This window comes from Corynebacterium sp. A21 (assembly GCF_052266655.1).
In the GTDB taxonomy this organism is placed as follows: Bacteria; Actinomycetota; Actinomycetes; order Mycobacteriales; family Mycobacteriaceae; genus Corynebacterium.
On record NZ_JBQPQY010000001.1, the window covers coordinates 653,514 to 676,910 of the forward strand.

A 23,397-nucleotide genomic window follows, 5' to 3' on the forward strand; every position below is an offset into this window, starting at 1 on the left:
GTGACCTTCGGGGAGAAGCTGCGGGATGTCGCGGCGGAGCGTGGCCGACTCTGTGTCGGCATCGACCCGCACGCGAGCCTGCTGCAGGCCTGGGGCCTTGGTGATGACATCGAGGGACTGGCTGAATTCAGCCGTCGTTGCGTGGCCGCCTTCGCGGACACCGCAGCCCTGGTCAAGCCCCAGGTGGCCTTCTATGAACGCTTTGGCTCCCGTGGCTTCGCCGTACTAGAGGAGACGATCGCGGAGCTGCGTGAGGCCGGCTGCCTGGTGGTCGCGGATGCAAAACGTGGTGATATCGGCTCCACCATGGCCGGTTATGCGCAGGCCTGGCTGGGCGAGGGGTCCCCCTTGCTTTCCGACGCCGTGACCGTCTCGCCCTTTCTCGGGGTCGGGGCACTGGCTCCGGTGCTGGAGTTGGCCGAGGAGACCGGTCGGGGAGTGTTTCTGCTCGCCGCGACCTCGAACCCTGAGGCCGTGGAGCTGCAATCCCATATCGACGCCACCGGGCGCACACTGTCCCAGCGGATCGTCGATGAGGTGGCGGCCTATAATGCGCCCCACCGTGCAGCGGGGCGCGCGGGAAATCTCGGAGTGGTGGTCGGGGCGACCCTGACCTCGCCGCCGGATCTTTCGGCGCTCAACGGCCCGGTACTGATGCCGGGTGTCGGCGCCCAGGGTGCCGGCCGGGAAGATATCTCCCGGATTGCCGCCGGGGTCGAGGAGCTTGCCTTCCCGAACATCTCCCGCGACATTCTCAAGGCGGGACCCGCGGTTGCGGATCTGCGGATTTCCTTGGCGGCGGCAGCCGCTGAATTTCCGGGTTTCCCCAGGTGAGAATGCTAAGTGAATGACCTGGTGTTTTGTGTTTTGCACGTCGTTGACGTGCTGAAACGCTGATGAAATGCGAGGTCTGAAACGACCTAGTGCTAGACTGAACGAAAATCCCCGGGGTGCAATCAATGTGTCCTATCGAATGTGCCCCGGGGATATCTGGTACCCATGTACCACAAGAACTATCCATTAATCCGAATCGGAGGAACCCGTGGCCCTTCCACAGTTGACTGATGAGCAGCGTAAGCAAGCCCTCGCAAAGGCCGCTGAGGCCCGCAAGGCACGTGCCGAGCTGAAGGAGAACCTCAAGCGAGGTGACACCAACCTCAAGGCTGTCCTGGAAAAGGCGCAGACCGATGAGATCATTGGCAAGACCAAGGTCTCCGCACTGCTTGAGGCTCTGCCGAAGGTTGGCAAGGTCAAGGCCAAGGAAATCATGGAGGAGCTCGAGATCGCCCAGACCCGTCGTCTGCGTGGCCTCGGCGATCGCCAGCGTCGTGCTCTGCTTGAGCGTTTCGGTTTCTCTGAGGACTAATCGGATGGCCGACGATAACTCCGAGGCCAATCTGGTCGTTCTGGCTGGCCCTTCGGCCGTGGGAAAATCCACGGTGGTTAATCGTCTTCGCAGTGATGTCGAGAGTCTTTATTTCAGTGTCTCGATGACCACCCGGGCTCCGCGGCCCGGTGAGGTGGATGGACGGGACTATTTCTATGTCTCTCCGACGGAGTTCCAGGCGACGATCGATCGTGGTGAAATGCTCGAATGGGCAGAGATCCACGGTGGTTTGCAGCGCTCGGGAACCCCGGCCGCCCCGGTGAAGCTAGCTCTCTCGGAAGGCCGACCTGTTTTGGTCGAGGTTGACCTTGAGGGTGCGCGTAACGTGGCGCGTATGCTCCCGAGCGCAAAGACCGTGTTTTTGGCACCGCCCAGCTGGGAGACTCTCGTTGAGCGTCTCACCGGCCGTGGTACTGAACCGGAGGAGGTTATCCAGCGTCGTCTGGAGACCGCTCGCGCGGAGCTGGCTGCGAAGGACGAGTTTGATTATGTCGTCATCAATGACGATGTGAATGAGGCCGTCAGCGCCATCAGTGCTATTCTGCAGGGCAGATAAGCGCCACCGGCCATGGTGAGGCAGTACCTTCCGGGGTACTGCCACTCAAGTATTTTCCGCAATTCCAGTGAAAGGGTGCTACGTGAATAACGCGAGCAACGAGACCCAGGCGGTGTTCGATCCGCCGATCGGTATTACCTCTCCGCCGATCGATGAACTGCTGGAGAAGGTTTCTTCCAAGTACGCTCTGGCGATCTTCGCCGCTAAGCGCGCGCGGCAGATCAACAGCTACTACCAGCAGGCAGATGAGGGCGTGTTCGAGTTCGTCGGACCGCTGGTGACCCCGGAACCCGGGGAGAAGCCGCTCTCGATCGCGCTCCGCGAGATCGATGCCGGCCTCCTCGACCACGAGGAAGGTCAGTAGCCTCAAGCTACTGTCCGGCGAAATGTTTTTCGCCCCGACCCCGGTCGCTTCCCCACCATATCGGTGGGGAAGCGACCGGGGTTTCTCATTGTCTTAGCCAGCCACGGGGCAGGGGGCAGGGTTCTCGGTAGGCTTAGGTATAAGGGAAATCCCCCTCAAATAGTCCGCATAGATGAGGTACACAGAACAGTGAATCAGCAGCCCAATGAAGTCGGCCGGAAGATCGTGGTGGGGGTGGCCGGTGGCATTGCCGCGTATAAGGCGTGCCATGTGGTGCGGGATCTCAAGGAATACGGCGATGAGGTCCGGGTGGTGCCCACCGCCGCGGCCCTGAATTTTGTCGGGGCGGCGACCTTTGAGGCCTTGTCCGGCAACCCGGTGTCCACCACCGTTTTTGATGCGGTGGAGGAGGTCCAGCACGTGCGGGTGGGGCAGGAGGCGGAAGCGATTGTCGTGGCCCCAGCCACCGCGGACCTCATGGCGCGGGTCGCGGCCGGGCGGGCTGATGATCTGCTGACCGCCACCATCCTGGTGGCCACCTGTCCGGTGATCCTGGCCCCGGCCATGCACACCGAGATGTGGCATAACCCGGCTACCCGGGCGAATGTGGCGACCCTCAGACAACGCGGGATCATCGTGATGGAGCCGGCTCATGGCCGGCTGACCGGCAAGGACTCCGGTCCGGGCCGCCTTCCGGAGCCCAGCCAGATCGCTGAGCTGGTGCGGACCGTCTTGGACGGCCAGGTGCCCAGCTACACCTGGGAGGGCAAGAAGGTACTGATCACCGCCGGTGGTACCCAGGAGAATATTGATCCGGTGCGCTATGTGGGGAACCGCTCCTCAGGTCGCCAGGGATACGCCCTGGCCGAGATCGCTGCCCAGCGCGGTGCCGAGGTCACCTTGATCGTCGGAAATGTTGATGAGCTGCCCACGCCGGCCGGGGCGCGGGTGATCCGCGTGGTATCCACGGGTGACCTTGCCGCGGCCGTCGCAACGCATGCTCCGGAGATGGACCTGGTGATCATGGCGGCCGCGGTCGCGGATTTCCGCCCGGACACCGAGGCCACCTCGAAGATGAAGAAGGGCAGTGATGAGGATTCACTGCAGACGCTGCGGATGGTGGAGAATCCGGACATCCTGCGGACACTGGTGGTGGATCGGGCGGCAGGGAAGCTTCCGGCATCGATGGTGATTGTCGGTTTTGCCGCAGAAACCGGGGATGACGGGCACTCGGCTCTGGACCTGGCGGTGGCGAAGCTCGCCCGCAAGGGTTGTGACCTGCTCATGTGCAATGAAGTCGGCGTGGGCAAGGTATTCGGTGAGAAGCGGAACCGGGGTTGGCTGCTGGCGCGGACTGGGGAACCGGCCCAGCCGACGGTGGTGGAGATCGAGGACGGTTCCAAGCAGGTGGTGGCGGCTCAGATCCTGAAAGCGGTGGATGCTCTCACGGAGAGCGCTGACCGGGCAGCTCGAAGTTAGCCTTCGAAAACACGACCGGCCTGAGCGGTTCATAGTCCCATTGCAAAACGTAGACCGCTTGGTCTAATGTGGCGGGGTACCTAAAATTTTGTGTTGATTCAGCAAGTAAGGATTGATTTCGTGGCAACTACCGCAGTGCGCCTGTTCACCAGCGAGTCCGTGACCGAGGGCCATCCCGACAAGATCTGCGACGCCATCTCTGACACCATCCTCGATGCCATCATCGCGCAGGATCCCGGCGCCCGGGTGGCCGTGGAGACCCTCGTGACCACCGGCCAGGTTCATGTGGTCGGTGAGGTCCGGACCTCGGCCTATGTCGAGATTCCGACGCTGGTCCGCAAGAAGCTCAAGGAAATCGGCTTCACCTCCTCCGAGGTCGGATTCGATGGCAGTACCTGTGGTGTCAATATCGCCATCGGCGAGCAGTCCCCGGAGATCGGTCACGGGGTGGACAACTCCCAGGAGCTGCGTTCGGATTCCGGCGTCGAGGATGATGACCGGGCCGGTGCCGGTGACCAGGGTCTGATGTTCGGTTATGCCTCGAACGAGACCCCGGAGTTCATGCCGCTGCCGATCGCATTGGCACACCGCCTGGCACGTCGGCTGACTTATGTCCGCAAGGAGGGGATCGTTCCCAACCTTCGCCCGGACGGCAAGACCCAGGTCACCTTCGCCTACGACGGGGACCAGCCCTCCCACCTGGATACTGTGGTCATCTCCACCCAGCATGACCCCGAGATCACCCAGGACTGGCTCGCTGAGCAGCTTCGTGAGCACGTGCTGGAGTGGGTCATCGCGGATGCTGCGCTGGAAAAGTACTACACCGATGAGCTGACGCTGCTGATCAACCCCTCCGGTTCCTTCATCCTCGGCGGGCCGATGGGCGATGCCGGCCTCACCGGTCGCAAAATCATCGTCGACACCTACGGCGGCATGGCCCGCCACGGTGGCGGCGCCTTCTCCGGCAAGGATCCGAGCAAGGTGGACCGCTCCGCCGCCTATGCCATGCGATGGGTGGCCAAGAACATCGTCGCCGCCGGCCTGGCTGATCGCGCTGAAGTTCAGGTCGCCTACGCCATCGGCCGGGCGACTCCGGTGGGGCTCTACATCGAGACCTTCGGCACCGCACATGAGGGTCTGGATGATGAGAAGATCCAGGCTGCCGTGACCGAGGTCTTCGACCTCCGCCCGGCCGCGATCATCCGCGAGCTTGATCTGCTGCGTCCGATCTACGCCACCACCGCCGCCTACGGCCACTTCGGTCGCACGGATGTGGACCTGCCCTGGGAGAGCCTTGACCGCGTCGATCAGCTGCGCCAGGCAGCCGGCCTGTAAAGTATCTCTTCATGGCTTCACCCCGCGTCCCCGCTTCCACAAAGTCGGTGGCGCGGGTTCTTCCCCTTCTGGGCCTGGCACATCTGGACCGGCTCTTCGACTACCGCATTGACACGGTGCAGGACCCCGAGGTCCAGCCCGGCGTGCGGGTCCGCATCCGTTTCGGCGGCAGGCTTGTCGACGCCCTCGTCATCGAACGGACCCACGACACCGCGCACGAGGGTCGGCTGGTGTGGCTGGAGCGGGTGATCTCTCCGGTGGTGGTCTTTCCGGAACAGACCCGGAAACTGGTGGAGGCGCTGGCACAGCGCTATGGCGGGGTGCGCTCGGACATCATCCGTTCGGCGATTCCTTCCCGCCATGCCCAGGCGGAGAACTCCGATGTTGAAACGTCCTGGGAGGACCTGGGGGAGTATTCCGAACCGGATCTCTCTGCCTGGGCGGTCTACACCCACGGGACGTCCTTCGTCGATGCCGTGCTCGCAGGCACCACGGCGCGAGCTGCCTGGCAGGTGGCCCCCGGCGGGGACTGGGCTTCAACCATTGCCGCATTGGCGGCGAAGGTCGTCATCGACGGTGGCGGTGCGCTGGTGGTGGTGCCGGACCAGCGTGACCTGGACCAGCTGGAGGAGGCACTGCGGGAGATCCTCGCAGCAAAACAAATTACGGTGCTCAATTCCGGGCTCGGCCCGCAAGCCCGCTACCGACGCTATCTTTCCATCCTGGCCGGGCAGGGCCGGCTGGTTATCGGGACCCGGAGTGCGGCTTTCGCGCCGGTGAACAACCTCAAGCTGGCGGTGATTTTCAATGATGGCGATGAGAACCTTGTTGATCCACGGGCACCCTATCCACATGCGCGGGAGGTGCTGACCACTCGTTCGGTGCAGGAGGGCTGCTCGCTGGTGGTGGCGGGGCACTCCCGGACCGCAGAGACCCAGCTGCTCGTGGAGAGTGGTTGGGCCCATGATCTGGTGGCTCCGCGAGACACCCTGCGCACTCGGATGCCCTGGATCCGGGCGGTGGGGGAAACCGACTTCGAGCTCGAACGTGACCCGCTGGCACGTTCTGCCCGGCTGCCCAAGGTGGCTTTTGATGCGGTGCGTTCCGCACTGGCACGCAAGGATCCGGTGCTGGTCCAGGTGCCCCGAAAAGGCTATGTGCCGACGCTGGCCTGCGGGACGTGCCGGGCACCGGCCCGCTGTCGTCACTGCAATGGACCTCTCGGTCTGCCGGCAGGCGAGGGCCAAGCCGCAGTTCCCACCTGTCGCTGGTGTGGCCGACCAGACTCGCGGCACCGCTGCGGTGAGTGTGGTTCCCCGAAGCTGCGTGCCGTGGTGCTGGGTACGCAGCGCACCGCAGAGGAACTCGGTAGGGCCTTCCCCAGCGTCAAGGTCAGTACCTCAGGCGGTAACCGGATCATTGACACCCTGGAACATGGACCCCGCCTGGTGATTTCCACGCCCGGCGCGGAACCCCGGATCCTCGGGGGCACCTATGGTGCGGCGCTGCTGCTGGATACCTGGGCGCTGCTGGGGCGCCAGGATCTGCGGGCCACCGAGGAGACCCTGGCCAAGTGGGCGGCAGTGGCCACCCACGTGAAGTCCCGGGCAGCGGGTGGGGAAGTCATCGTCGTCGCCGATCCAGCACACACCGCGGTGCAGGCCCTGATCCGCTGGGACATGGTGGGGGCGGCGTCGATGGAGTTGGCGCAGCGGCGCGAGGTCGGCTTCCCGCCCTCGGTCCACATGGCGGCCCTGGATGGGGCGAGCGCCTCCTTGGAGCACTTCATGGAGATGATGGAGCTGCCGGAGAACTCCGAGGTGCTCGGCCCGGTAGACCTGCCACCCGGGGTGACGCTGCCGGGCGAGTATGACGAACGCAAGTACGGGCCACCCCAACGGTTGCTGATCCGTACTCCGTTGGGGTCTCGCTCGGACCTGGGCCGCGCACTGCGCGCGGCGATGGTGGCCCGGGCCGCCCGCAAGGATGACCTTCCGCTGCGGATTCAGGTGGACCCGATCCACATCGGTTAGCCGCTTATCGACGCCCCGCTCAGGCCCGCAGCGCTATGGTTGCCCTCATGCAGCACATAGTGGCCCAACAGGCCCTCGATGATGCGCTGTCTCGCCTCCCACAGGAGGCGGACCAACTGTCGTGCTTTGCACCGACGCGCGAAAGGCTCGAGAACCTGGCGGCGCAGGCTCTGGCGGATCTGGCGGCGGCGATGGTGGACAGCCCGGTTACCGAAGAGCGCAGTGGTCGGATCCTGGTGCTCGCCGGGCCGGGCGGTAACGGAGCAGATGGGTTACGCGCCGCAAAGGTACTGGTGGAGCGGGGCCGGATTGTCGACGTGATGGCGCTGGCCACCCCGGAGGGCGGGTGCTTCGAGGAGGACAGTAAGAATCACGCCCTCCTGGCCGAGGTGCAGAAGGCCGGTGGCTACGAAACCTCGGGGGCGCACCTCATCCAGGAGGACATCGGTCAGACCCACTGCCTGATCATTGAGGCCCTGGTGGGCAGTGGACTGAATGGGCCGCTGAGGGATCAGTGGGCTCGCTACGCCGAGATCTCACGGTGGTTTCCCACGATCGCGGTGGATGTTCCGGCGGGGGTCCACGCCGACAGTGGGGAACAGCCGGCGCTACCTTCAGCCGCGTGGGAGGAGGGTGAACACCCCGGGGCTCCCACAGTCACGCTGGCACTCGGGGCACTGCGCGGCGCCCACACCGGGGAGCACTGCGGCATGGTTCTGTTGGCCGGCAACCGTTTCGACCTCGGGAATGAATGGCCGGAGAGCTTCTCTCGGTTGATCAGGCCGCAGCCGGGATTCGCGATTCCGGCAAGCATCGATGATCTCTACCCCGGGGACTTTCTCCCGGTGTCCCAGGCGTGGCAGCAGGTTCTCCCGGGAAGCGCCACCCTGGTTCTCGGGGATCATGAGAGTCTCGGTTTCGGCATCCTGGCGGAGCGGATCAGTGAGCTGCCAGCATATCCACCTGCCACCGCCGAGGAGATCGCCCAGGGCGATCCAGCGCAGCGTCGATGAGCCGGGTGACTCAGTTGATGATCTCGCCCCGTTGATCCTCCCGCCGCCAGATCAGTCGTTCCCGCCACATCTGCAGTGCCTCCGGGGTCAGGCGCGTCCAGTCCGAAACCACCCGGATGACGAGTAGCGGCTCCCGGCTGCGGTAGGAACGCGTGGGGTTTCCGGGGAACTTCTTGTCCGTGACATTCGGATCATCTTCGAAGGGCCCGGTCGGTTCCACCTCGTAGACCTGCGGGGTGCCCTCACCGCCCGCCAGTTCCACGGCAATCTCGGCGGCCAGCCCCGCGCCGTCCGGCAGCGCGGTGAAGTAGATGTGGTTCATCACGACATCACTGCGGTAGTTGGAGTGGAAGCCCGCAGACAGTAGCTCACCGGGGAGCAGTCGAGCCCCAGTGCCGTGGTAGAAGGGGCCAGGGTCGGGATCTCGGGTGGTCATCGGGGCAGTCTATCCATGGCGGGGTCGGGGAGCTAGGGGGCGGGGAAGCTGCGCGGGGAACGCGATATCAGCATGCCTCATGACAGGCGGTTTCCTGAGGTGTCCACCCGCAGGGATACCATGGACACCGATAGAGTCCACCTTCACCTGAGGAGCCCATCCCCGCAATGACCCTCCGATCCATCCGTATGTTCGGCGACCCGGTCCTGATGACCCGCGCCGAGGAGATCACCGAATTTGATGAGTCACTGGCTGTCCTGGTCGCGGACATGCTCGAGACCATGGATGACAGCGGTGGTGTCGGCCTGGCCGCCAACCAGATCGGGCTGACCCGTCGGGTCTTCGTCTATGACTGTTCCGCCACCGAGGGCGGCCAGCGTGGACATGTGATTAACCCGGTGTGGGAGGCGGTGGGCGAGGAGACCCAGACGGGTACGGAAGGCTGCCTTTCCATCCCGGACATCTCCAAAGACACCACCCGTTTCAAGACGGTCAGTCTCAGTGGTCAAGACATCCACGGTAACCCGATCTCCCTGGTGGCCTCCGGTCTGATGGCCCGGTGCATCCAGCATGAGACCGATCACCTGGACGGGGTGCTCTTCCTCAAACGACTGGCCCCGGAGCTCCGCAAGGAAGCCATGCGTGAGATCCGTAATTCAACCTGGTTCAATATCTAGGAAAGGAGAGTTCAAGGATATGCGCTTGATTTTCGCCGGTACCCCGGAGCCTGCTGTCGTTGCACTGCAGCGATTGCTCGACTCTGAGCATGAGATCATCGCGGTGATCACCCGGCCTGATGCCCGTAAAGGCCGCGGTCGGTCCCTGCACCCCTCGCCGGTTTCGGCACTCGCCCAGGAGCACGGCATTGAGGTGCTCACCCCTGCCACGCTCAAGGCCGGTACCGAGGACGGGGAGGCACTTCGGGCCCGCCTGAAGGAACTCGCCCCGGACTGTATCCCGGTGGTCGCCTACGGCAACCTGATCACCGAGGACCTACTGGCGCTGCCGACCCATGGTTGGGTCAACCTGCACTTCTCCCTGCTTCCGGCGTGGCGGGGCGCCGCCCCAGTCCAGGCCGCCATCAATGCCGGGGATGACATCACCGGCGCCAGCACCTTCCGCATTGAGAAGGGGCTGGACACCGGTCCGGTCCTGGGCACCGTCACCGAGACGATCCGCCCGACCGACACCGCCGATGATCTGCTGACCCGGTTGGCCTATTCCGGCGCGGAGCTGCTGACGGCCACGATGGATGGCCTGGCCGCCGGGCAGATCCAGGCGCAGCCGCAGCAGGGTGAAGCCAGTTATGCCTCGAAGATCACCACCGAGGATGCCCGGATCATCTGGGCCAACCCAGATTTCGCGGTGGAACGCCACATCCGGGCGCATACCCCAGGGCCCGGGGCCTGGACTCTGTTGGGTGAGGAAAGATTCAAGGTGGGCACAGCGGCTCGACTCGATGCCGCGGAGCTGCCCGAGGAGCTGAAAGGCCTGCGCCCGGGTGAGGTGTGGGTGACCAAGGAAGCGGTACATATCGGTACCGGGACCACCCCGCTGCGACTGGATCAGATCCAGCCGCCGGGTAAAAAGATGATGGCTGCGGTCGATTGGGCCCGGGGTCGCCAGGACACAGATGGGATGATTTTCGAATGAGCTTGAACAGTAATGGTGGGGGTTTCCGCTCCCGATCCCGCAAAACCGGGGAGAACCCGGGCGGTCAGGGCCGGGAGGGCGCTTCCTCAAATCAAGGATCCAAGCGGGATAGTTCCGCACGGGGATCCGCCAGGACCGGTGGGAAACGTCCCCAGGGCAGTGGCAACCAGGCTAATAAGCAGGGCGACTCCCGCCCGCAGCGGGCAAAGGTCGAGCAGCTTGATCTCGGCGTCGACGTCGCCCGGACGGTGGCCTATGAGGTCATCTCGAAGGTGCGCACCAACGCCGCCTACGCGAACCTGCTGCTGCCGCAGTTGTTAAGGCAGCGCAAACTCAGTGGTTCCCGGGATGCCGCCTTCGCCACGGAGCTCGCCTATGGCGCGCTCCGTTCCCAGGGGGTGCTGGATGCGGTGATCGCCGAGTGTTCCAGCCGGCCGCTCAAGGAGATCTCCCCGGAGGTGCTCGACGCGCTGCGACTGGGTGCTTATCAGCTGCTCTATACCCGGGTGGAGCCCCATGCCGCGGTGGACACCACTGTTCGAATCGTCGAGGGTCTAGACCAGGTTTATGTCAAGGGTTTCGCCAACGCGATCATGCGCACCATCTCGCGCTCAACGCCGCAGTCCTGGATCGACAAGCTGACCCCCGAGGGGGAGATCGAGGGCCTGGCCTTCCGTCACGCCCATCCGGCCTGGATCGCGGAGTCCTTCGCCAAGGTCATCGGGATCGAGGATCTTCCGGATGCCCTGGAGGGCGATTCCGAGCGGCCGAGGGTCCACCTGGTCGCCCGTCCCGGCGAGATCAGTGCCGAGGAGCTGGCCTTGTCCATCGGCGCGGAGGAGGGCAAGTACTCTCCCTATGCCGTGTATCTGGAGTCCGGTGATCCCGGCGAGCTGGGGCCGGTCCGCGATGGCCTGGCTGCGGTGCAGGATGAGGGTAGTCAGCTCGTCGCCCGGGCGGTCACCGAAGCCCCGATCGAGGGCAAAGATCAAGGCCGCTGGCTGGATCTGTGTGCCGGTCCGGGTGGCAAGGCCGCGCTGCTCGGCGCATTGGCGCGTATCGACGCCGCGAAGGTCGACGCCGTGGAGATCTCCGAGCACCGCGCGGAGCTGATCCGCAAGACCGTCGGCGATCTGCCGGTGAAGATCATGGTCGGCGACGGCCGTAACCCGGACCTGGAACCCGGCTATGACCGGGTGCTGCTCGACGCCCCCTGCTCCGGACTCGGCGCGTTGCGTCGCCGCCCGGAGGCCCGCTGGCGCAAGAGTGAGGCAGATATCGCTGAACTCAACGTGCTCCAGTCGGAGCTGCTGGACTCAGCCTTCAAGCTGGTACGCCCCGGCGGTGTGATCATCTACTCAACCTGTTCCCCGGACCTGCGGGAAACCCGCGGGGTCGTCGACAAGGCCTTGGCCGAGCATGATCTGGTTGAGCTTGACGCCCATGCGCTGGTGCCGGGCATGGTGGGTACCGGCGAGGAAAAGTCGGTGCAGATGTGGCCGCACCGCCATGGCACCGACGCGATGTTCTTCGCCGTGCTCCGCAAGCCGCTGGGATAGTCCCGCGATCCCTGGCCGGTGAGCTGGGGCCATATCGGTGACGCGTATGATCGGGGTCATGGCAACCCCGATCATTGCGCCCTCGATTCTCGCGGCTGATTTCTCCCGGTTGGACCGGGAGATCGCCGCTATACCTGATGCCGACTGGATCCACATCGACATCATGGATGGGCATTTTGTCCCGAATCTCTCCTTCGGCCCGGGTATCACCGCGACCGTCAACCGGATCACGGATAAGCCCCTCGATGTTCACCTGATGATCGAGAACCCGGAAAAGTGGGTCGATGACTACATCAAGGCTGGCGCGGACTGCATCATCTTCCACGTGGAGGCCGTGAACAACCCGGTCGCCCTGGCCGATGAAATCCGTGCCAAGGGCGTCAAGGTCGGCTTCTCGCTGCGTCCCGGCACCCCGATCGAGCCCTATCTGCTGCACCTGGAGCACTTTGATGAGGTGCTGATCATGAGTGTGGAGCCCGGCTTCGGTGGACAGTCCTTCATGCCGGAGCAGCTCGACAAGGTCCGTACCTTGCGCGCCATCATTGATGAGAACAACCTGGATGTCATTATCGAGATTGACGGTGGCATCTCCGCTGCGACCATCGCCGAGGCAGCTGAAGCTGGCTGTGACGCCTTTGTCGCTGGTTCTGCGGTGTATGGTGCCGAGGATCCCAACGCTGCAGTGGCGGAACTCCGCCGATTGGCCACCCGTTAAGAAGATGGACCAGCCCGTAGTTTCCCCCGGGGCACTGGATGAAGAGGTCGCTGCAGCGTTGCAGGCGGCGTTGCAGGCGGCGCATCGGGTGCATGGTGCCACCAGCCCCAACCCCCCGGTGGGGGCCGCGATCCTGGACTCCCGGGGCGCCTTGGTCGGTGTCGGCGGGACCCAACCGGTCGGCGGCCCACATGCTGAGGTGATGGCCCTGTCGCAGGCGGGGGAGCAGGCCCGGGGCGGCACCGCCGTGGTGACGCTGGAGCCCTGCAATCACCTCGGCCGGACCGGCCCCTGTAGCCACGCCCTGCTCAAGGCGGGGATCAGCCGGGTGTTCTATGTGCACCCGGACCCCGATGAGCAGGCCAGCGGCGGCGCGCGCTACCTCCGGGACAAGGGCGTGGCGGTCACCCGCATTGACACCCATTCCCCGGATCTGGTGCCTTGGTTGAGTTCCCTGAAACTCGGCCGACCTCATGTCACACTCAAATTCGCCCAGACCCTGGACGGCTTCACCGCCGCGACAGATGGCAGTAGCCAGTGGATCACCGGCGAACCGGCCCGGCGGCAGGTCCATGAGGACCGGCAGCACCGTGATGCCATCATCATCGGCACCGGCACTGCGCTGGCAGATAATCCTTCGCTGACTGCCCGGAAGGCAGACGGCGTGCTCTTTGCCAACCAGCCCCGTCGGGTGGTCATCGGCGCCCGCGAGCTCCCCGCGGAGCAGGTGCCGAATCTGCATGCACTCGGGTTTGAACAGTATCCGGAAATATCCGGGGCCTTGGCAGCGTTGTGGGACTCAGGGGCACGAGACGTGCTCGTCGAAGGCGGCGCTGCGCTGGCCTCGGCTTTTGTGGCTGCGGATCTGGTGGATGCGATCCAGGCTTATATCGCCCCCACCCTGTTGGGCCAGGGACGCGGGGTCCTCGCCCAGGCGGTGGGCGGCACCCTCGCGGATGCCGCCCGCTTTGAACTGGCCGAGGTATCCCGCCTGGGCTCAGATGTGCTCTTGGAACTGCGAAGAAAGGTTGCGTGATCGAGTTATGTTCACTGGAATTGTGGAGGAGATCGGCACGGTGGAGGCCGTCTCCGATCTGGGGGACTCCGTGCGGATGAGTATCCGGGCACCGCGGGTGCTCACTGATGCTGCGCTGGGAGACTCCATCGCAGTCAACGGTGTCTGCTTGACCGTTGCCACCCAGGAGGTGGGGATCTTCACCGCCGATCTGATGAAGATCACCCTGGACACCAGCAATCTGGGGGCGCTGGAGGCGGGCTCAAAGGTCAACCTTGAGCGCGCCCTGGCCGCCAATGCCCGGCTCGGTGGACACATCATGCAGGGGCATGTCGATGGCACCGGAACACTGCTCAGCCGTGTCCCCTCGGAACACTGGGAGGTGCTGCGCTTCAGCCTGCCGGCGGACCTGGCCATCTATGTGGTGGCCAAGGGATCCATTGCGGTCAATGGCACCTCCTTGACGGTGGCGGCATTGGGGGAGGACTGGTTTGAGGTCTCCCTGATCCCGACCACCCTGGCGGACACCACCCACGGCGAACTCAAGCTCGGTGACACCGTCAACCTTGAGGTGGACGTCCTGGCGAAGTATGTGGAACGCATGCTCAGCCATGGGGTAGTGCCCGGCCTGGGCGGACCGGTGTCCGATCACACTCCCACGTCAGACTAAGGTAGGTCACTGTGACTGAGGAAGAATCGCGCAGGCTGCGCCTGGATACCGTTGAAGAGGCCATTGCCGCCATTGCCGCCGGAGAAGCGGTCGTGGTCGTCGATGATGAGGACCGTGAGAACGAGGGCGACCTCATCTTCGCTGCGGAACTTGCCACCCCGGAACTCGTGGCCTTCATGGTCCGCTACAGTTCGGGCTATATCTGTGCCTCGATGACCGAGGAGGATTGTGACCGGCTCAACCTGCCGCCGATGATCGCCCGGAACCAGGATGCCCGGCAGACGGCGTACACGGTGACCGTGGACGCCGCCACCGGCACCACCGGTATCTCCGCGACCTCCCGCTCCGAGACCCTCCAGTGGTTGGCTGACCCTGAGCGGGGACCGCAGGACTTCACCCGCCCGGGACATGTCGTGCCGCTACGTGCCCGCGACGGTGGCGTGCTCGCCCGCGACGGACACACCGAGGCCGCGGTGGATCTGGCCCGCGCCGCTGGGCTGCGCCCGGCCGGTGTGCTCTGTGAGATCGTCAGTGAGGAAGATCCCACCGACATGGCCCGCGGCCCGGAGCTGCGAACCTTCTCCGACCGCCACGGGCTGAAAATGATCTCCATCGAACAGCTCATTGAGTGGCGTCGCCACCATGAGACCCAGGTCGAGCGGATCGTGGAGACCGTCCTGCCCACCGAGTTCGGTGCTTTCCGCGCCTTCGGTTACCGCAACAAGATCAACGGCGTCGAGCATGTCGCGCTGGTCGCCGGTGAGCCGGAATCTGATGGCGGTGAGGACGTACTGGTCCGGGTGCATTCCGAGTGCCTGACCGGGGATGTGTTCACCTCCCGCCGTTGCGACTGCGGGTCCCAGCTCCATGAGTCGATGCGGCTGGTCCAGGAGGCCGGCCGCGGCATCATCGTCTATATGCGTGGCCATGAGGGGCGCGGCATTGGCCTACTGGCCAAGCTGCAGGCCTACCACCTGCAGGACAACGGTATCGACACCGTCGACGCCAACCTCCAGCTCGGCCTGCCGGCGGATGCCCGGGAGTACTCGAGCGCCGCCCAGATCGTCCGGGATCTCGGGGTGAAGTCGTTGAGCCTGCTCAGCAACAATCCCTATAAGTCCGCCGCATTGGCAGGCCACGGCATCAAGATCAAGCCCTCGACCCCGGTGCCGGTGTCCCCGAACGCCGATAACATCAAGTACCTGCGCACCAAGCGGGACCGGATGGGCCACAACCTGCCCTCCGTGGCCGCCTGGGACGCGACCCATCCCGTCAAGGACCCAGAGGAGAACTGATGAGCAAGGAAGGTCTGCCGGAGATCACCGAGATCGATGCCTCCGGACTGAAGGTAGCGGTGGTCACCGCCACCTGGAACCGCGAGATTTGTGATCAGCTGCATACCCGCGCGGTGGAGACCGCCCGGGCAAACGGGGCAGAGGTCAGTGAATATCGCGTGGTCGGCGCCCTTGAGCTGCCGATCGTGGTGCAGGAAGCCGCCCGGACTCATGATGCCGTCGTGGCCTTGGGCTGCGTGATCAAGGGCGGCACCCCGCACTTTGATTATGTCTGTGACTCGGTCACCCAGGGCCTGACCCGCATCGCCCTGGACACCGGGGTTCCGGTGGGCAACGGGGTGCTGACCACCAACACCCAGGAGCAGGCGGTGGACCGCGCTGGCCTGCCGGGTTCGGTGGAGGACAAGGGCGCCGAATCGATGATGGCCGCGCTGGATACCGCGCTGCTGCTTTCGTCGATGCGGGCCTCCCGCGACTAGACTGGTTTCTGCAGAAATAACCAAGGCTCAAGGAAGAGTGTGAAGCTACACCGTGGACGCTAAGAACAGCGAGGCCGAGAACATGAATGTTCAGAATGGCGGCACCGCCGGGCAGCAGCTCGGCGACCGACAGATCCACGCCTACACCGCCGCGGATGCGGCACTGACCACTGATAAGCCCTGGGAATTGGAAGCCAGCTCGCCGCGACTGAAGCAAATGTCCTGGGTGCTGGTGGTCCTGATCATGGCGGTCCACATCTTCATGGGCGTCACGGTCGGTATCGGCTACACCGGTGCCGCGATCACCTTGATCGACCAATTTGCCTTTGTCGGCATCGGGATCATCCTCTCGATTGCCACCGTGATCGGGTTGTCCCGCCCCCGGGTCCGCGTCAACGAGGACGGCATCGAGGTTCGCAATCTGATCGGCGCGCGCTTCTACCCCTGGTCTGTGGTCTATGGCCTCTCCTTCCCGAAGGGCACCCGCATCGCCCGCCTGGAGCTGCCGGAGTTCGAGTACGTGCCGGTCTGGGCCCTGCAGTCCGCTGATGGTGAGAAGGTGGTCAAGGCCGTGAGTCAGTTCCGCGACCTCGAAGCCAAGTACATGCCGAAGGACTAGGTTATCCGGAGACTCAATGGCTGATCCAACAACCTACCGCCCGGCGCCGGGGAGCATTCCCACGCAGCCGGGCGTTTATAAATTCCGGGATGACACCCGCCGAGTCATCTACGTGGGCAAGGCCAAAAATCTGCGGTCGCGGCTGTCCAGCTACTTCCAGGACCCCACGCAGCTGCACCCGCGCACCCGCCAGATGGTGTTCAATGCGGCTTCGGTGGAGTGGACCGTGGTCTCCACGGAAGTGGAGTCGCTGCAGCTCGAGTACACCTGGATCAAGAAGTTTGATCCGCGCTACAACGTCAAGTACCGCGATGACAAGACCTATCCCATGCTGGCGGTCTCGACCGGGGAGCGGATCCCGCGGGCCTTCTTCTACCGGGGGCCCCGCCGTAGTGGAGTGCGCTACTTCGGCCCCTATTCCCATGCCTGGGCGGTCCGCGAGACCCTCGACCTGCTGCTGCGGGTATTCCCGGTGCGAACCTGTTCCAAGGGGGTGTTCAACCGTCATGAGAATCTCGGTCGACCCTGTCTATTGGGCTATATCGATAAATGCTCGGCACCCTGCATCGGCCGGGTCTCCGAAGCGGAACACCGGGAGATCGTCGCCGGTTTCACTTCTTTCATGGCGGGCAGCACGGATAAGGTGACCAGACAGCTCGAAGTCGAGATGACGGCGGCAGCCGAGGAACTCGACTTCGAAAAAGCCGCCCGGCTGCGCGATGATCTCGCGGCAGTGCGCAAGGTGATGGAGAAGCAATCGGTGGTCCTCGGTGACGGCACCGACGCCGACATCATCGCGGTGGCCTCGGATGAGCTGGAGGCTGCGGTGCAGATCTTCCATGTTCGAGGCGGTCGGATCCGCGGCCAGCGTGGCTGGGTGGTGGAAAAGGCCGGTGACCAGGCCGCGGCCGGTGATCTTATCGACGCCGCCGGGGACGACGACCACCCCGCAGATCCGGCCTTGCCGGCGTTGCTGCAGAACTTCCTCACCCAGTTCTACGGTGATGCCGCAGAGCGCTCCAAGCAGGAGGCCGAGGAGGACGCACACGAGATCGAACGTCGCGGCGTCGATAAGTTCTCCCATCTTTCCCCGGACAAACCAAATGTGGTGCCCCGGGAAATCCTGGTGCCGGTGCTGCCGGTGGAGGCGGCCGAGACCGAGGACTTCCTCAGCGCACTGCGGGGGTCCCGGGTGGATCTGCGGGTGCCGCAGCGCGGGGACAAGCGGGCTCTGGCGGAGACCGTGGAACGCAATGCCAAGGATGCGCTGCGCCAGCACAAGCTCAAACGCATCGGTGATCTGACGGCTCGCTCGGCGGCCCTGCAGGAACTGCAGGAGGCACTCGGGATGGATGAGGCGCCGCTGCGGATTGAGTGCACCGATATCTCGCATATCCAGGGCACTGATGTGGTGGCCTCCCTGGTGGTCTTCGAAGATGGTCTGCCCCGCAAATCCGATTACCGGCGCTATCGGATCAAGGAGGCCGCGGGGGAGGGGCGCTCGGATGATGTCGGCTCCATCGCGGAGGTGACCCGGCGGCGGTTCCTGCGTCATAACCAGGATAAGTTGGCGGTTCCGGCGGCTGAGGAATTCGACGGCTCCACTTTCGAGGATGAAACCGTGGAGGAGATGAGCACCGATAACCGGCGTTTCGCCTACCCGCCGCAGCTGTTCATCGTCGATGGTGGTGCCCCGCAAGTCGCCGCCGCCCAGCGGGTGTTCGATGAACTCGGCATCATCGATGTCACGCTCATCGGCCTGGCCAAGCGGCTGGAGGAGGTGTGGGTCCCCGGGGAGGAAGACCCGGTGATCCTGCCGCGAAACTCCCAGGCGCTGTTCCTGCTGCAGCAGATCCGTGATGAAGCGCACCGCTTCGCCATCACCTACCACCGGCAGCAGCGTTCCAAGCGGATGCGGGTCTCGGAGCTGGATGCGATCCCCGGTCTCGGGCAGGTGCGCCGCACCGAATTGGTCAAGCATTTCGGCTCGGTGAAGAAGCTCAAGACCGTCAGCGCCGAAGAGATCGCCGAAGTCAAGGGCTTCGGCCCGAAGCTGGCAGCGACGGTGTATGAAAACCTGCACCGCGATGGCTGAGCCCGGGAGTGGCTAATATAGGGACCATGATTCACAAGTCATCGGCCGATGTGCCACAGCGATTCAGTACGCCCCCGGTTCTGATCACGGGCATGTCCGGTGCCGGACTCAGCAGCGCCGCCAAGGTTTTCGAGGATAAAGGCTGGTATGTCGCCCACAACCTGCCACCCGCGCTGATTCTGGACCTGCTGGAGATGTGCTCTGAACCGGATTCCCCGGTGGACCGTGTCGCGGTGGTCACCGATGTCCGCTCCCGGATGTTCCGGGGCAGCCTGCAGCAGACGCTGGCGGAACTCCACGAGCGGGGGATGGCTCCGACGATTGTCTTCATGGAGGCCCGGGATGAGGTCCTGATCAGCCGTTTCGATAATGTGCGGCGTACCCATCCGCTGCAGGGGGACGATACCCTCCAGCATGGCATCATCCGCGAACGCCGAGCCATGTTGCCGATCAAGGAGGAGGCGGACGTGGTCCTCCACACCTCCGATCTCTCGGTGCATGATCTCCGCCGGGCCATCGAGTCCAGCTTCGACAGCGTGGGCAACCCGCAACAGCATGTGACTGTCCAGTCCTTCGGCTTCAAGCACGGCTCCCCGAAGGATGCCGACATCACCCTGGACGTGCGCTTCCTGCCCAACCCCTTCTGGGTGCCGGAACTGCGTCCCTACCGCGGCATTGATGCCCCGGTCGCCGAGTACGTCCTCAGCCGGGAGGGCGCACAGCCCTTCATCGACAGTTTCGTGGAAATGTTTAGTTCGATGCTCTCCGGGTATCGTCATGAGGGCAAAAACTTCATCACGGTCTCAATTGGTTGCACCGGTGGACACCACCGTTCGGTGGCCGTCTCCGAGGAACTTGGTCGACGCCTCCGCGAGATCGAAGAACTTGACGTCAACGTCATTCACCGCGACCTGAACAATTAAGCCTGATCTACAGGAAGGTCGACTCACCAGTGACCCTTGACTCCACCATGCCCGCCGCCATCACCAGTCTCGGCGGCGGGCATGGTCTCTACCAGACCCTGTTGGCTGCCCGGCAATGCAATGCCGTGGACATCTCCGCGGTGGTCACTGTCGCTGACGACGGCGGCTCCTCCGGCAGAATCCGCCGTGAACTCGGCATCATCCCACCAGGTGATCTACGGATGGCACTGGCTGCCCTCTCTGATGACGCCGAGCAGGGCACCATGTGGGCGAAGACCCTGCAGCACCGCTTCGGCGGAACCGGGGCACTCGCCGGACATGCGGTGGGCAACCTGCTCCTCGCCGGTCTGACCGAGGTCCTCGGCAGCGAGCAGCGGGCGCTGGATGCCGTTGCCCGGCTCACCGACTCCCACGGTCGGGTACTGCCGGTGTGCAATGAACCCCTCGAAATCGAGGCTGATGTCGCCGGGCTGGCCGACGACCCGCGGGTGATGTTGCAGGTGCGCGGCCAAGTTGCCGTGGCTACCACCCCGGGGTCAGTGCGCCGCGTCCGCCTGATCCCCGCTGATCCGATGCCCAGCCCGGAGGCGATCAGCGCAATCCGTCACGCTGATCTACTCACCCTAGGTCCCGGTTCCTGGTTCAGCAGCGTCATCCCGCACCTGTTGGTCCCGGCTGTGGTCCAGGCGATCAATGAGAATATGGGGCTGCGGATGGTCGTCCTCAACCTCAGCGCCGACAACGGCGAGACCAGCGGGTTTTCCCTGGAACGGCATATCCACATGCTCAGCCAGCACGCCCCGGGGCTGCGCGTGGACCGCATCCTCGTCGACGACGGCGAGAACCAGAAGTCCAGCGATCGTCGCCACCTCGACCGCGCCGCCGAGACCTTGGGCGCCGAAGTGGTCTACCACGATCTCCGGGAACTCGATCAGGCTGGTCGACGCACCGGGCGGCATGATCCCGCCAAACTTGCGACCGCTCTGCTGCATAATTTCCGCGAGCGCTAAGATTGGGGGTCCCCGCCGCCCGTACGTCCCCGACCCCGGGGAAAACCCTGTGAGCGCTCCCCAGTTGGTCCAGATCGCGGGACCAGTGGGAGAGCAACCGGAGAATTTTCACGGGGGAGTAGCACCCCAACTCCGCAGCCAGTCTGTGGATCGGGGTCTCCCGGGTGGCACTATCCCCCGAAAATCTCCCCAGAAAGGCGGCAAAACCATGGCGTTGACGCCGAAAGTCAAGGAGGAGCTGGCTCGGGTTAAGGTATCCCGGCACTCCGCACGGGCCGCAGAAGTTGCGGCTCTGCTACGTTTCTCCGGTGGACTCCATGTCGTGGCCGGACGCATCATCGTCGAAGCCGAACTGGACTCAGAGTTGGTGGCCAACCGATTGGCCACCGCCCTGGAAGAACTCTATGACGTAAAGGTTCATCTCCACTCGATCTCCCCAGGTGGAGTGCGTAAAACTGCCCGCTATCTGCTGCGGGTCACTGATGGGGCAGCTGACCTGGTTCGCCGGGTCGGTCTGGTCACCCGTTCCGGGCACCCGGTGTTGGGTTTGCCGCCCCAGGTGATCTCGGGGTCGGTCTCCGATAATGAGGCCGCCTGGCGCGGTGCTTTCCTGGCGCAGGGTTCCCTGACTGAACCCGGCCGTTCCTCCACCCTTGAGGTGAGTTGCCCCTGCCAGGAGGCGGCATTGGCCTTGGTGGGTTGTGCCCGACGCCTGGGTATCGCCGCCAAAACCAAGGAGACCAGGGGCTCTGATCGGGTGGTCATCCGGGACGGGGATGCCATCGGAGCCTTGTTGACCCGCATGGGCGCTCAACAGGTACGTCTGGAATGGGAGGAAAAGCGGCTGCATCGGGAGGTCCGTGCCACCGCGAACCGCCTGGCCAACTTCGATGATGCTAACCTGCGTCGTTCCGCCCGGGCTGCGGTGGCTGCCGCGGCCAGGGTCGAACGTGCCATGGCGATTCTCGGCGATGACGTGCCCGATCATCTTGCGGAGGCCGGCCAGCTGCGGGTACAACACCGGCAGGCATCCCTGGAGGAACTCGGCCGCCTGGCGGACCCCCAGATGACCAAGGACGCGGTGGCCGGTCGGATCCGTCGGCTGTTGTCGATGGCGGATAAGCGGGCGGAAGACCGTGGGATCCCCGATACCTCGGAGGCTGTGACTGAGGATCTGCTGGACGAGGTCTAGTTAGGTGAGGCCTAGCTAGGGGTGGTTCAGGTGCCGGTTTAGGGGTGGTTCTTCGGGATTTCTTCGGGGATTCCGCTCCGACCGGAGTTCCGTTCAAGGTGTGAAGCTAGACACAGTAGGTCTGGTGGAGGTGCGTTCCCGCAGTCGCCACCACTCCCGCCTTTGGTAATATCTTCCTCCTTTTGGGGGTGTGTATTCACAGCTCGGGTCTGTTATTCGGGTGAGGTTGGTCGAAGTCGATCATCTTGGGCGGACAAACCTTCCGAAGCTGTGCTATTGGCGGTGTATTCGGGGGTGAAATATCCACAATGGGGATACCTCTGCGGGTCGTGGAGTACGTCGGTATGCTCGGCTTCGATGGCGAGTGAGGGTGCCGCACAGCGAACATTCCCTCATGAGCGGACACAATCGCAACAATGAGGAGTAAATCGTGACCATTCGCGTAGGAATCAACGGCTTCGGCCGTATCGGACGTAACTTCTTCCGTGCCGTACTTGAGCGCAGCGAGGATCTTGAGGTGGTCGCGATCAACGATCTGACCGACAACAAGACGCTGTCCACCCTGTTGAAGTTCGACTCCATCCTGGGCAAGCTCGGCCAGGACGTCGAGTTCGATGATGAGTCCCTGACCGTCGGTGGCAAGCGCATCGCCGCCTACGCTGAGCGCGATCCGAAGAACTTGGACTGGGGCAAGCACGATGTTGACATCGTCATCGAGTCCACCGGCTTCTTCACCGACGCTGAGGCTGCCAAGGCTCACATCGAGGCTGGTGCCAAGAAGGTCATCATCTCTGCTCCGGCGAAGAACGAGGACGCCACCTTCGTTTACGGTGTCAACCACCAGGACTACGATCCGGCGAACCACAACGTCATCTCCGCTGCATCCTGCACCACCAACTGCCTGGCTCCGATCGCCAAGGTGCTCAACGACAAGTTCGGCATCGAGAACGGTCTGATGACCACCATCCACGCCTACACCGGTGACCAGCGCCTGCACGACGCCCCGCACAAGGATCTGCGTCGCGCCCGCGCGGCAGCCGTCAACATCGTCCCGACCTCCACCGGTGCCGCTCAGGCTGTCGCTCTGGTCCTCCCGGAGCTCAAGGGCAAGCTGGATGGCTATGCACTGCGCGTCCCGGTCATCACCGGCTCCGCCACTGACCTGACCTTCACCACCAAGTCCGAGGTCTCCGTGGAGTCGGTCAACGCCGCCATCAAGGAAGCCGCCACCGGCGAGTTCGGCGAGACCTTGGCCTACACCGAGGAGCCGCTGGTCTCCACCGACATCATCCGCGACCCGCACGGTTCGATCTTCGACTCCGGTCTGACCAAGGTCTCCGGTAATACCGTCAAGGTCGTTTCCTGGTACGACAACGAGTGGGGCTACACCTGCCAGCTGCTGCGTCTGACCGAGCTGGTTGCCGCGAAGCTTTAAGGACCTCCCGGGACCGTCATCACACCTGAAAAGGTGAAGGTGGGCCCGGAAAACCCTCTTCGGTCCGGGGTGTGCCTCGGCACACCCCGGACCATTTTCATAAGTTAGCTAACATCGACTTCGGCCACAGAGCC

General features: G+C 64.1%; 23 protein-coding genes. 22 read left to right on the plus strand and 1 reads right to left on the minus strand.

What is annotated here, in order from left to right; all coding sequences use genetic code 11:
- From pyrF to ACTU46_RS02960, 8 genes are all read left to right on the plus strand, one after another.
- Nucleotides 1-834, plus strand: coding sequence for an orotidine-5'-phosphate decarboxylase (gene pyrF / locus ACTU46_RS02925; protein WP_443379431.1), 834 nt, complete (start codon nt 1-3; stop codon nt 832-834).
- A gap of 208 nt (nt 835-1,042) precedes the next feature.
- Complete coding sequence (gene mihF / locus ACTU46_RS02930; protein WP_156230992.1) at nt 1,043-1,366, plus strand: integration host factor, actinobacterial type; 324 nt, start codon at nt 1,043-1,045, stop codon at nt 1,364-1,366.
- A 4-nt stretch (nt 1,367-1,370) separates the two neighbouring features.
- Entirely contained in the window at nt 1,371-1,943 is a 573-nt protein-coding gene (gmk, locus tag ACTU46_RS02935) for a guanylate kinase (RefSeq protein ID WP_443378761.1), read from the plus strand.
- 82 nt (nt 1,944-2,025) lie between these two features.
- Entirely contained in the window at nt 2,026-2,307 is a 282-nt protein-coding gene (gene rpoZ / locus ACTU46_RS02940) for a DNA-directed RNA polymerase subunit omega (protein ID WP_443378763.1), read from the plus strand.
- 189 nt (nt 2,308-2,496) lie between these two features.
- Complete coding sequence (gene coaBC, locus ACTU46_RS02945) at nt 2,497-3,786, plus strand: bifunctional phosphopantothenoylcysteine decarboxylase/phosphopantothenate--cysteine ligase CoaBC (protein ID WP_443378766.1); 1,290 nt, start codon at nt 2,497-2,499, stop codon at nt 3,784-3,786.
- Between the two features lie 120 nt (nt 3,787-3,906).
- Entirely contained in the window at nt 3,907-5,121 is a 1,215-nt protein-coding gene (metK, locus tag ACTU46_RS02950; RefSeq protein ID WP_443378769.1) for a methionine adenosyltransferase, read from the plus strand.
- A gap of 11 nt (nt 5,122-5,132) precedes the next feature.
- On the plus strand, nt 5,133-7,154 hold the full coding sequence (locus ACTU46_RS02955) for a primosomal protein N' (protein ID WP_443378772.1): 2,022 nt from the start codon (nt 5,133-5,135) through the stop codon (nt 7,152-7,154).
- Between the two features lie 47 nt (nt 7,155-7,201).
- Complete coding sequence (locus ACTU46_RS02960) at nt 7,202-8,167, plus strand: NAD(P)H-hydrate epimerase (RefSeq protein ID WP_443378775.1); 966 nt, start codon at nt 7,202-7,204, stop codon at nt 8,165-8,167.
- Between the two features lie 10 nt (nt 8,168-8,177).
- Here the strand turns inward: ACTU46_RS02960 and arr are convergent, their stop codons facing one another.
- Nucleotides 8,178-8,603, minus strand: coding sequence for an NAD(+)--rifampin ADP-ribosyltransferase (gene arr, locus ACTU46_RS02965; protein ID WP_443378778.1), 426 nt, complete (start codon nt 8,601-8,603; stop codon nt 8,178-8,180).
- A 167-nt stretch (nt 8,604-8,770) separates the two neighbouring features.
- On the opposite strand from arr, the gene def reads away from it, so the two are divergent.
- The 14 genes from def (at nt 8,771) to gap (ending at nt 23,263) form a co-directional block, all read left to right on the plus strand.
- On the plus strand, nt 8,771-9,280 hold the full coding sequence (gene def / locus ACTU46_RS02970) for a peptide deformylase (protein WP_443378781.1): 510 nt from the start codon (nt 8,771-8,773) through the stop codon (nt 9,278-9,280).
- 19 nt (nt 9,281-9,299) lie between these two features.
- Complete coding sequence (gene fmt, locus ACTU46_RS02975) at nt 9,300-10,256, plus strand: methionyl-tRNA formyltransferase (RefSeq protein ID WP_443378784.1); 957 nt, start codon at nt 9,300-9,302, stop codon at nt 10,254-10,256.
- The gene (locus ACTU46_RS02980) at nt 10,253-11,815 is read left to right on the plus strand and encodes an RsmB/NOP family class I SAM-dependent RNA methyltransferase (protein WP_443378787.1); all 1,563 of its coding nucleotides are present in this window, start codon (nt 10,253-10,255) and stop codon (nt 11,813-11,815) included. The genes fmt and ACTU46_RS02980 overlap by 4 nt, the downstream gene beginning before the upstream one ends.
- A 58-nt stretch (nt 11,816-11,873) precedes the next feature.
- Nucleotides 11,874-12,530 (plus strand): ribulose-phosphate 3-epimerase, encoded by a 657-nt coding sequence (gene rpe / locus ACTU46_RS02985; protein ID WP_443378789.1) that lies wholly within the window; start codon nt 11,874-11,876, stop codon nt 12,528-12,530.
- Nucleotides 12,531-12,534: 4 nt separating this feature from the next.
- Nucleotides 12,535-13,566, plus strand: a complete 1,032-nt coding sequence (gene ribD, locus ACTU46_RS02990) for a bifunctional diaminohydroxyphosphoribosylaminopyrimidine deaminase/5-amino-6-(5-phosphoribosylamino)uracil reductase RibD (protein ID WP_443378792.1) — start codon at nt 12,535-12,537, stop codon at nt 13,564-13,566.
- Nucleotides 13,567-13,573: 7 nt separating this feature from the next.
- Nucleotides 13,574-14,215: a riboflavin synthase gene (locus ACTU46_RS02995; RefSeq protein WP_443378795.1), complete on the plus strand. Its 642-nt coding sequence runs from the start codon at nt 13,574-13,576 to the stop codon at nt 14,213-14,215.
- Nucleotides 14,216-14,226: 11 nt separating this feature from the next.
- Nucleotides 14,227-15,510: a bifunctional 3,4-dihydroxy-2-butanone-4-phosphate synthase/GTP cyclohydrolase II gene (locus ACTU46_RS03000; RefSeq protein ID WP_443378797.1), complete on the plus strand. Its 1,284-nt coding sequence runs from the start codon at nt 14,227-14,229 to the stop codon at nt 15,508-15,510.
- A complete protein-coding gene (gene ribH, locus ACTU46_RS03005; protein ID WP_443378800.1) occupies nt 15,510-15,989 on the plus strand; it encodes a 6,7-dimethyl-8-ribityllumazine synthase in 480 nt (159 codons plus the stop codon). The genes ACTU46_RS03000 and ribH overlap by 1 nt, the downstream gene beginning before the upstream one ends.
- A gap of 82 nt (nt 15,990-16,071) precedes the next feature.
- Complete coding sequence (locus ACTU46_RS03010; RefSeq protein ID WP_443379434.1) at nt 16,072-16,608, plus strand: PH domain-containing protein; 537 nt, start codon at nt 16,072-16,074, stop codon at nt 16,606-16,608.
- 16 nt (nt 16,609-16,624) lie between these two features.
- Nucleotides 16,625-18,703 carry an excinuclease ABC subunit UvrC gene (gene uvrC, locus ACTU46_RS03015; protein ID WP_443378803.1) on the plus strand — a complete coding sequence of 693 codons (2,079 nt, stop codon included), beginning with the start codon at nt 16,625-16,627 and terminating at the stop codon, nt 18,701-18,703.
- A gap of 26 nt (nt 18,704-18,729) precedes the next feature.
- Nucleotides 18,730-19,626: an RNase adapter RapZ gene (gene rapZ, locus ACTU46_RS03020; protein WP_443378805.1), complete on the plus strand. Its 897-nt coding sequence runs from the start codon at nt 18,730-18,732 to the stop codon at nt 19,624-19,626.
- Between the two features lie 47 nt (nt 19,627-19,673).
- Nucleotides 19,674-20,636 carry a gluconeogenesis factor YvcK family protein gene (locus ACTU46_RS03025; protein ID WP_443379437.1) on the plus strand — a complete coding sequence of 321 codons (963 nt, stop codon included), beginning with the start codon at nt 19,674-19,676 and terminating at the stop codon, nt 20,634-20,636.
- Between the two features lie 208 nt (nt 20,637-20,844).
- A complete protein-coding gene (gene whiA / locus ACTU46_RS03030; protein ID WP_443378808.1) occupies nt 20,845-21,828 on the plus strand; it encodes a DNA-binding protein WhiA in 984 nt (327 codons plus the stop codon).
- A gap of 430 nt (nt 21,829-22,258) precedes the next feature.
- Complete coding sequence (gene gap, locus ACTU46_RS03035; RefSeq protein ID WP_443378810.1) at nt 22,259-23,263, plus strand: type I glyceraldehyde-3-phosphate dehydrogenase; 1,005 nt, start codon at nt 22,259-22,261, stop codon at nt 23,261-23,263.
- Nucleotides 23,264-23,397: the final 134 nt, after the last annotated feature.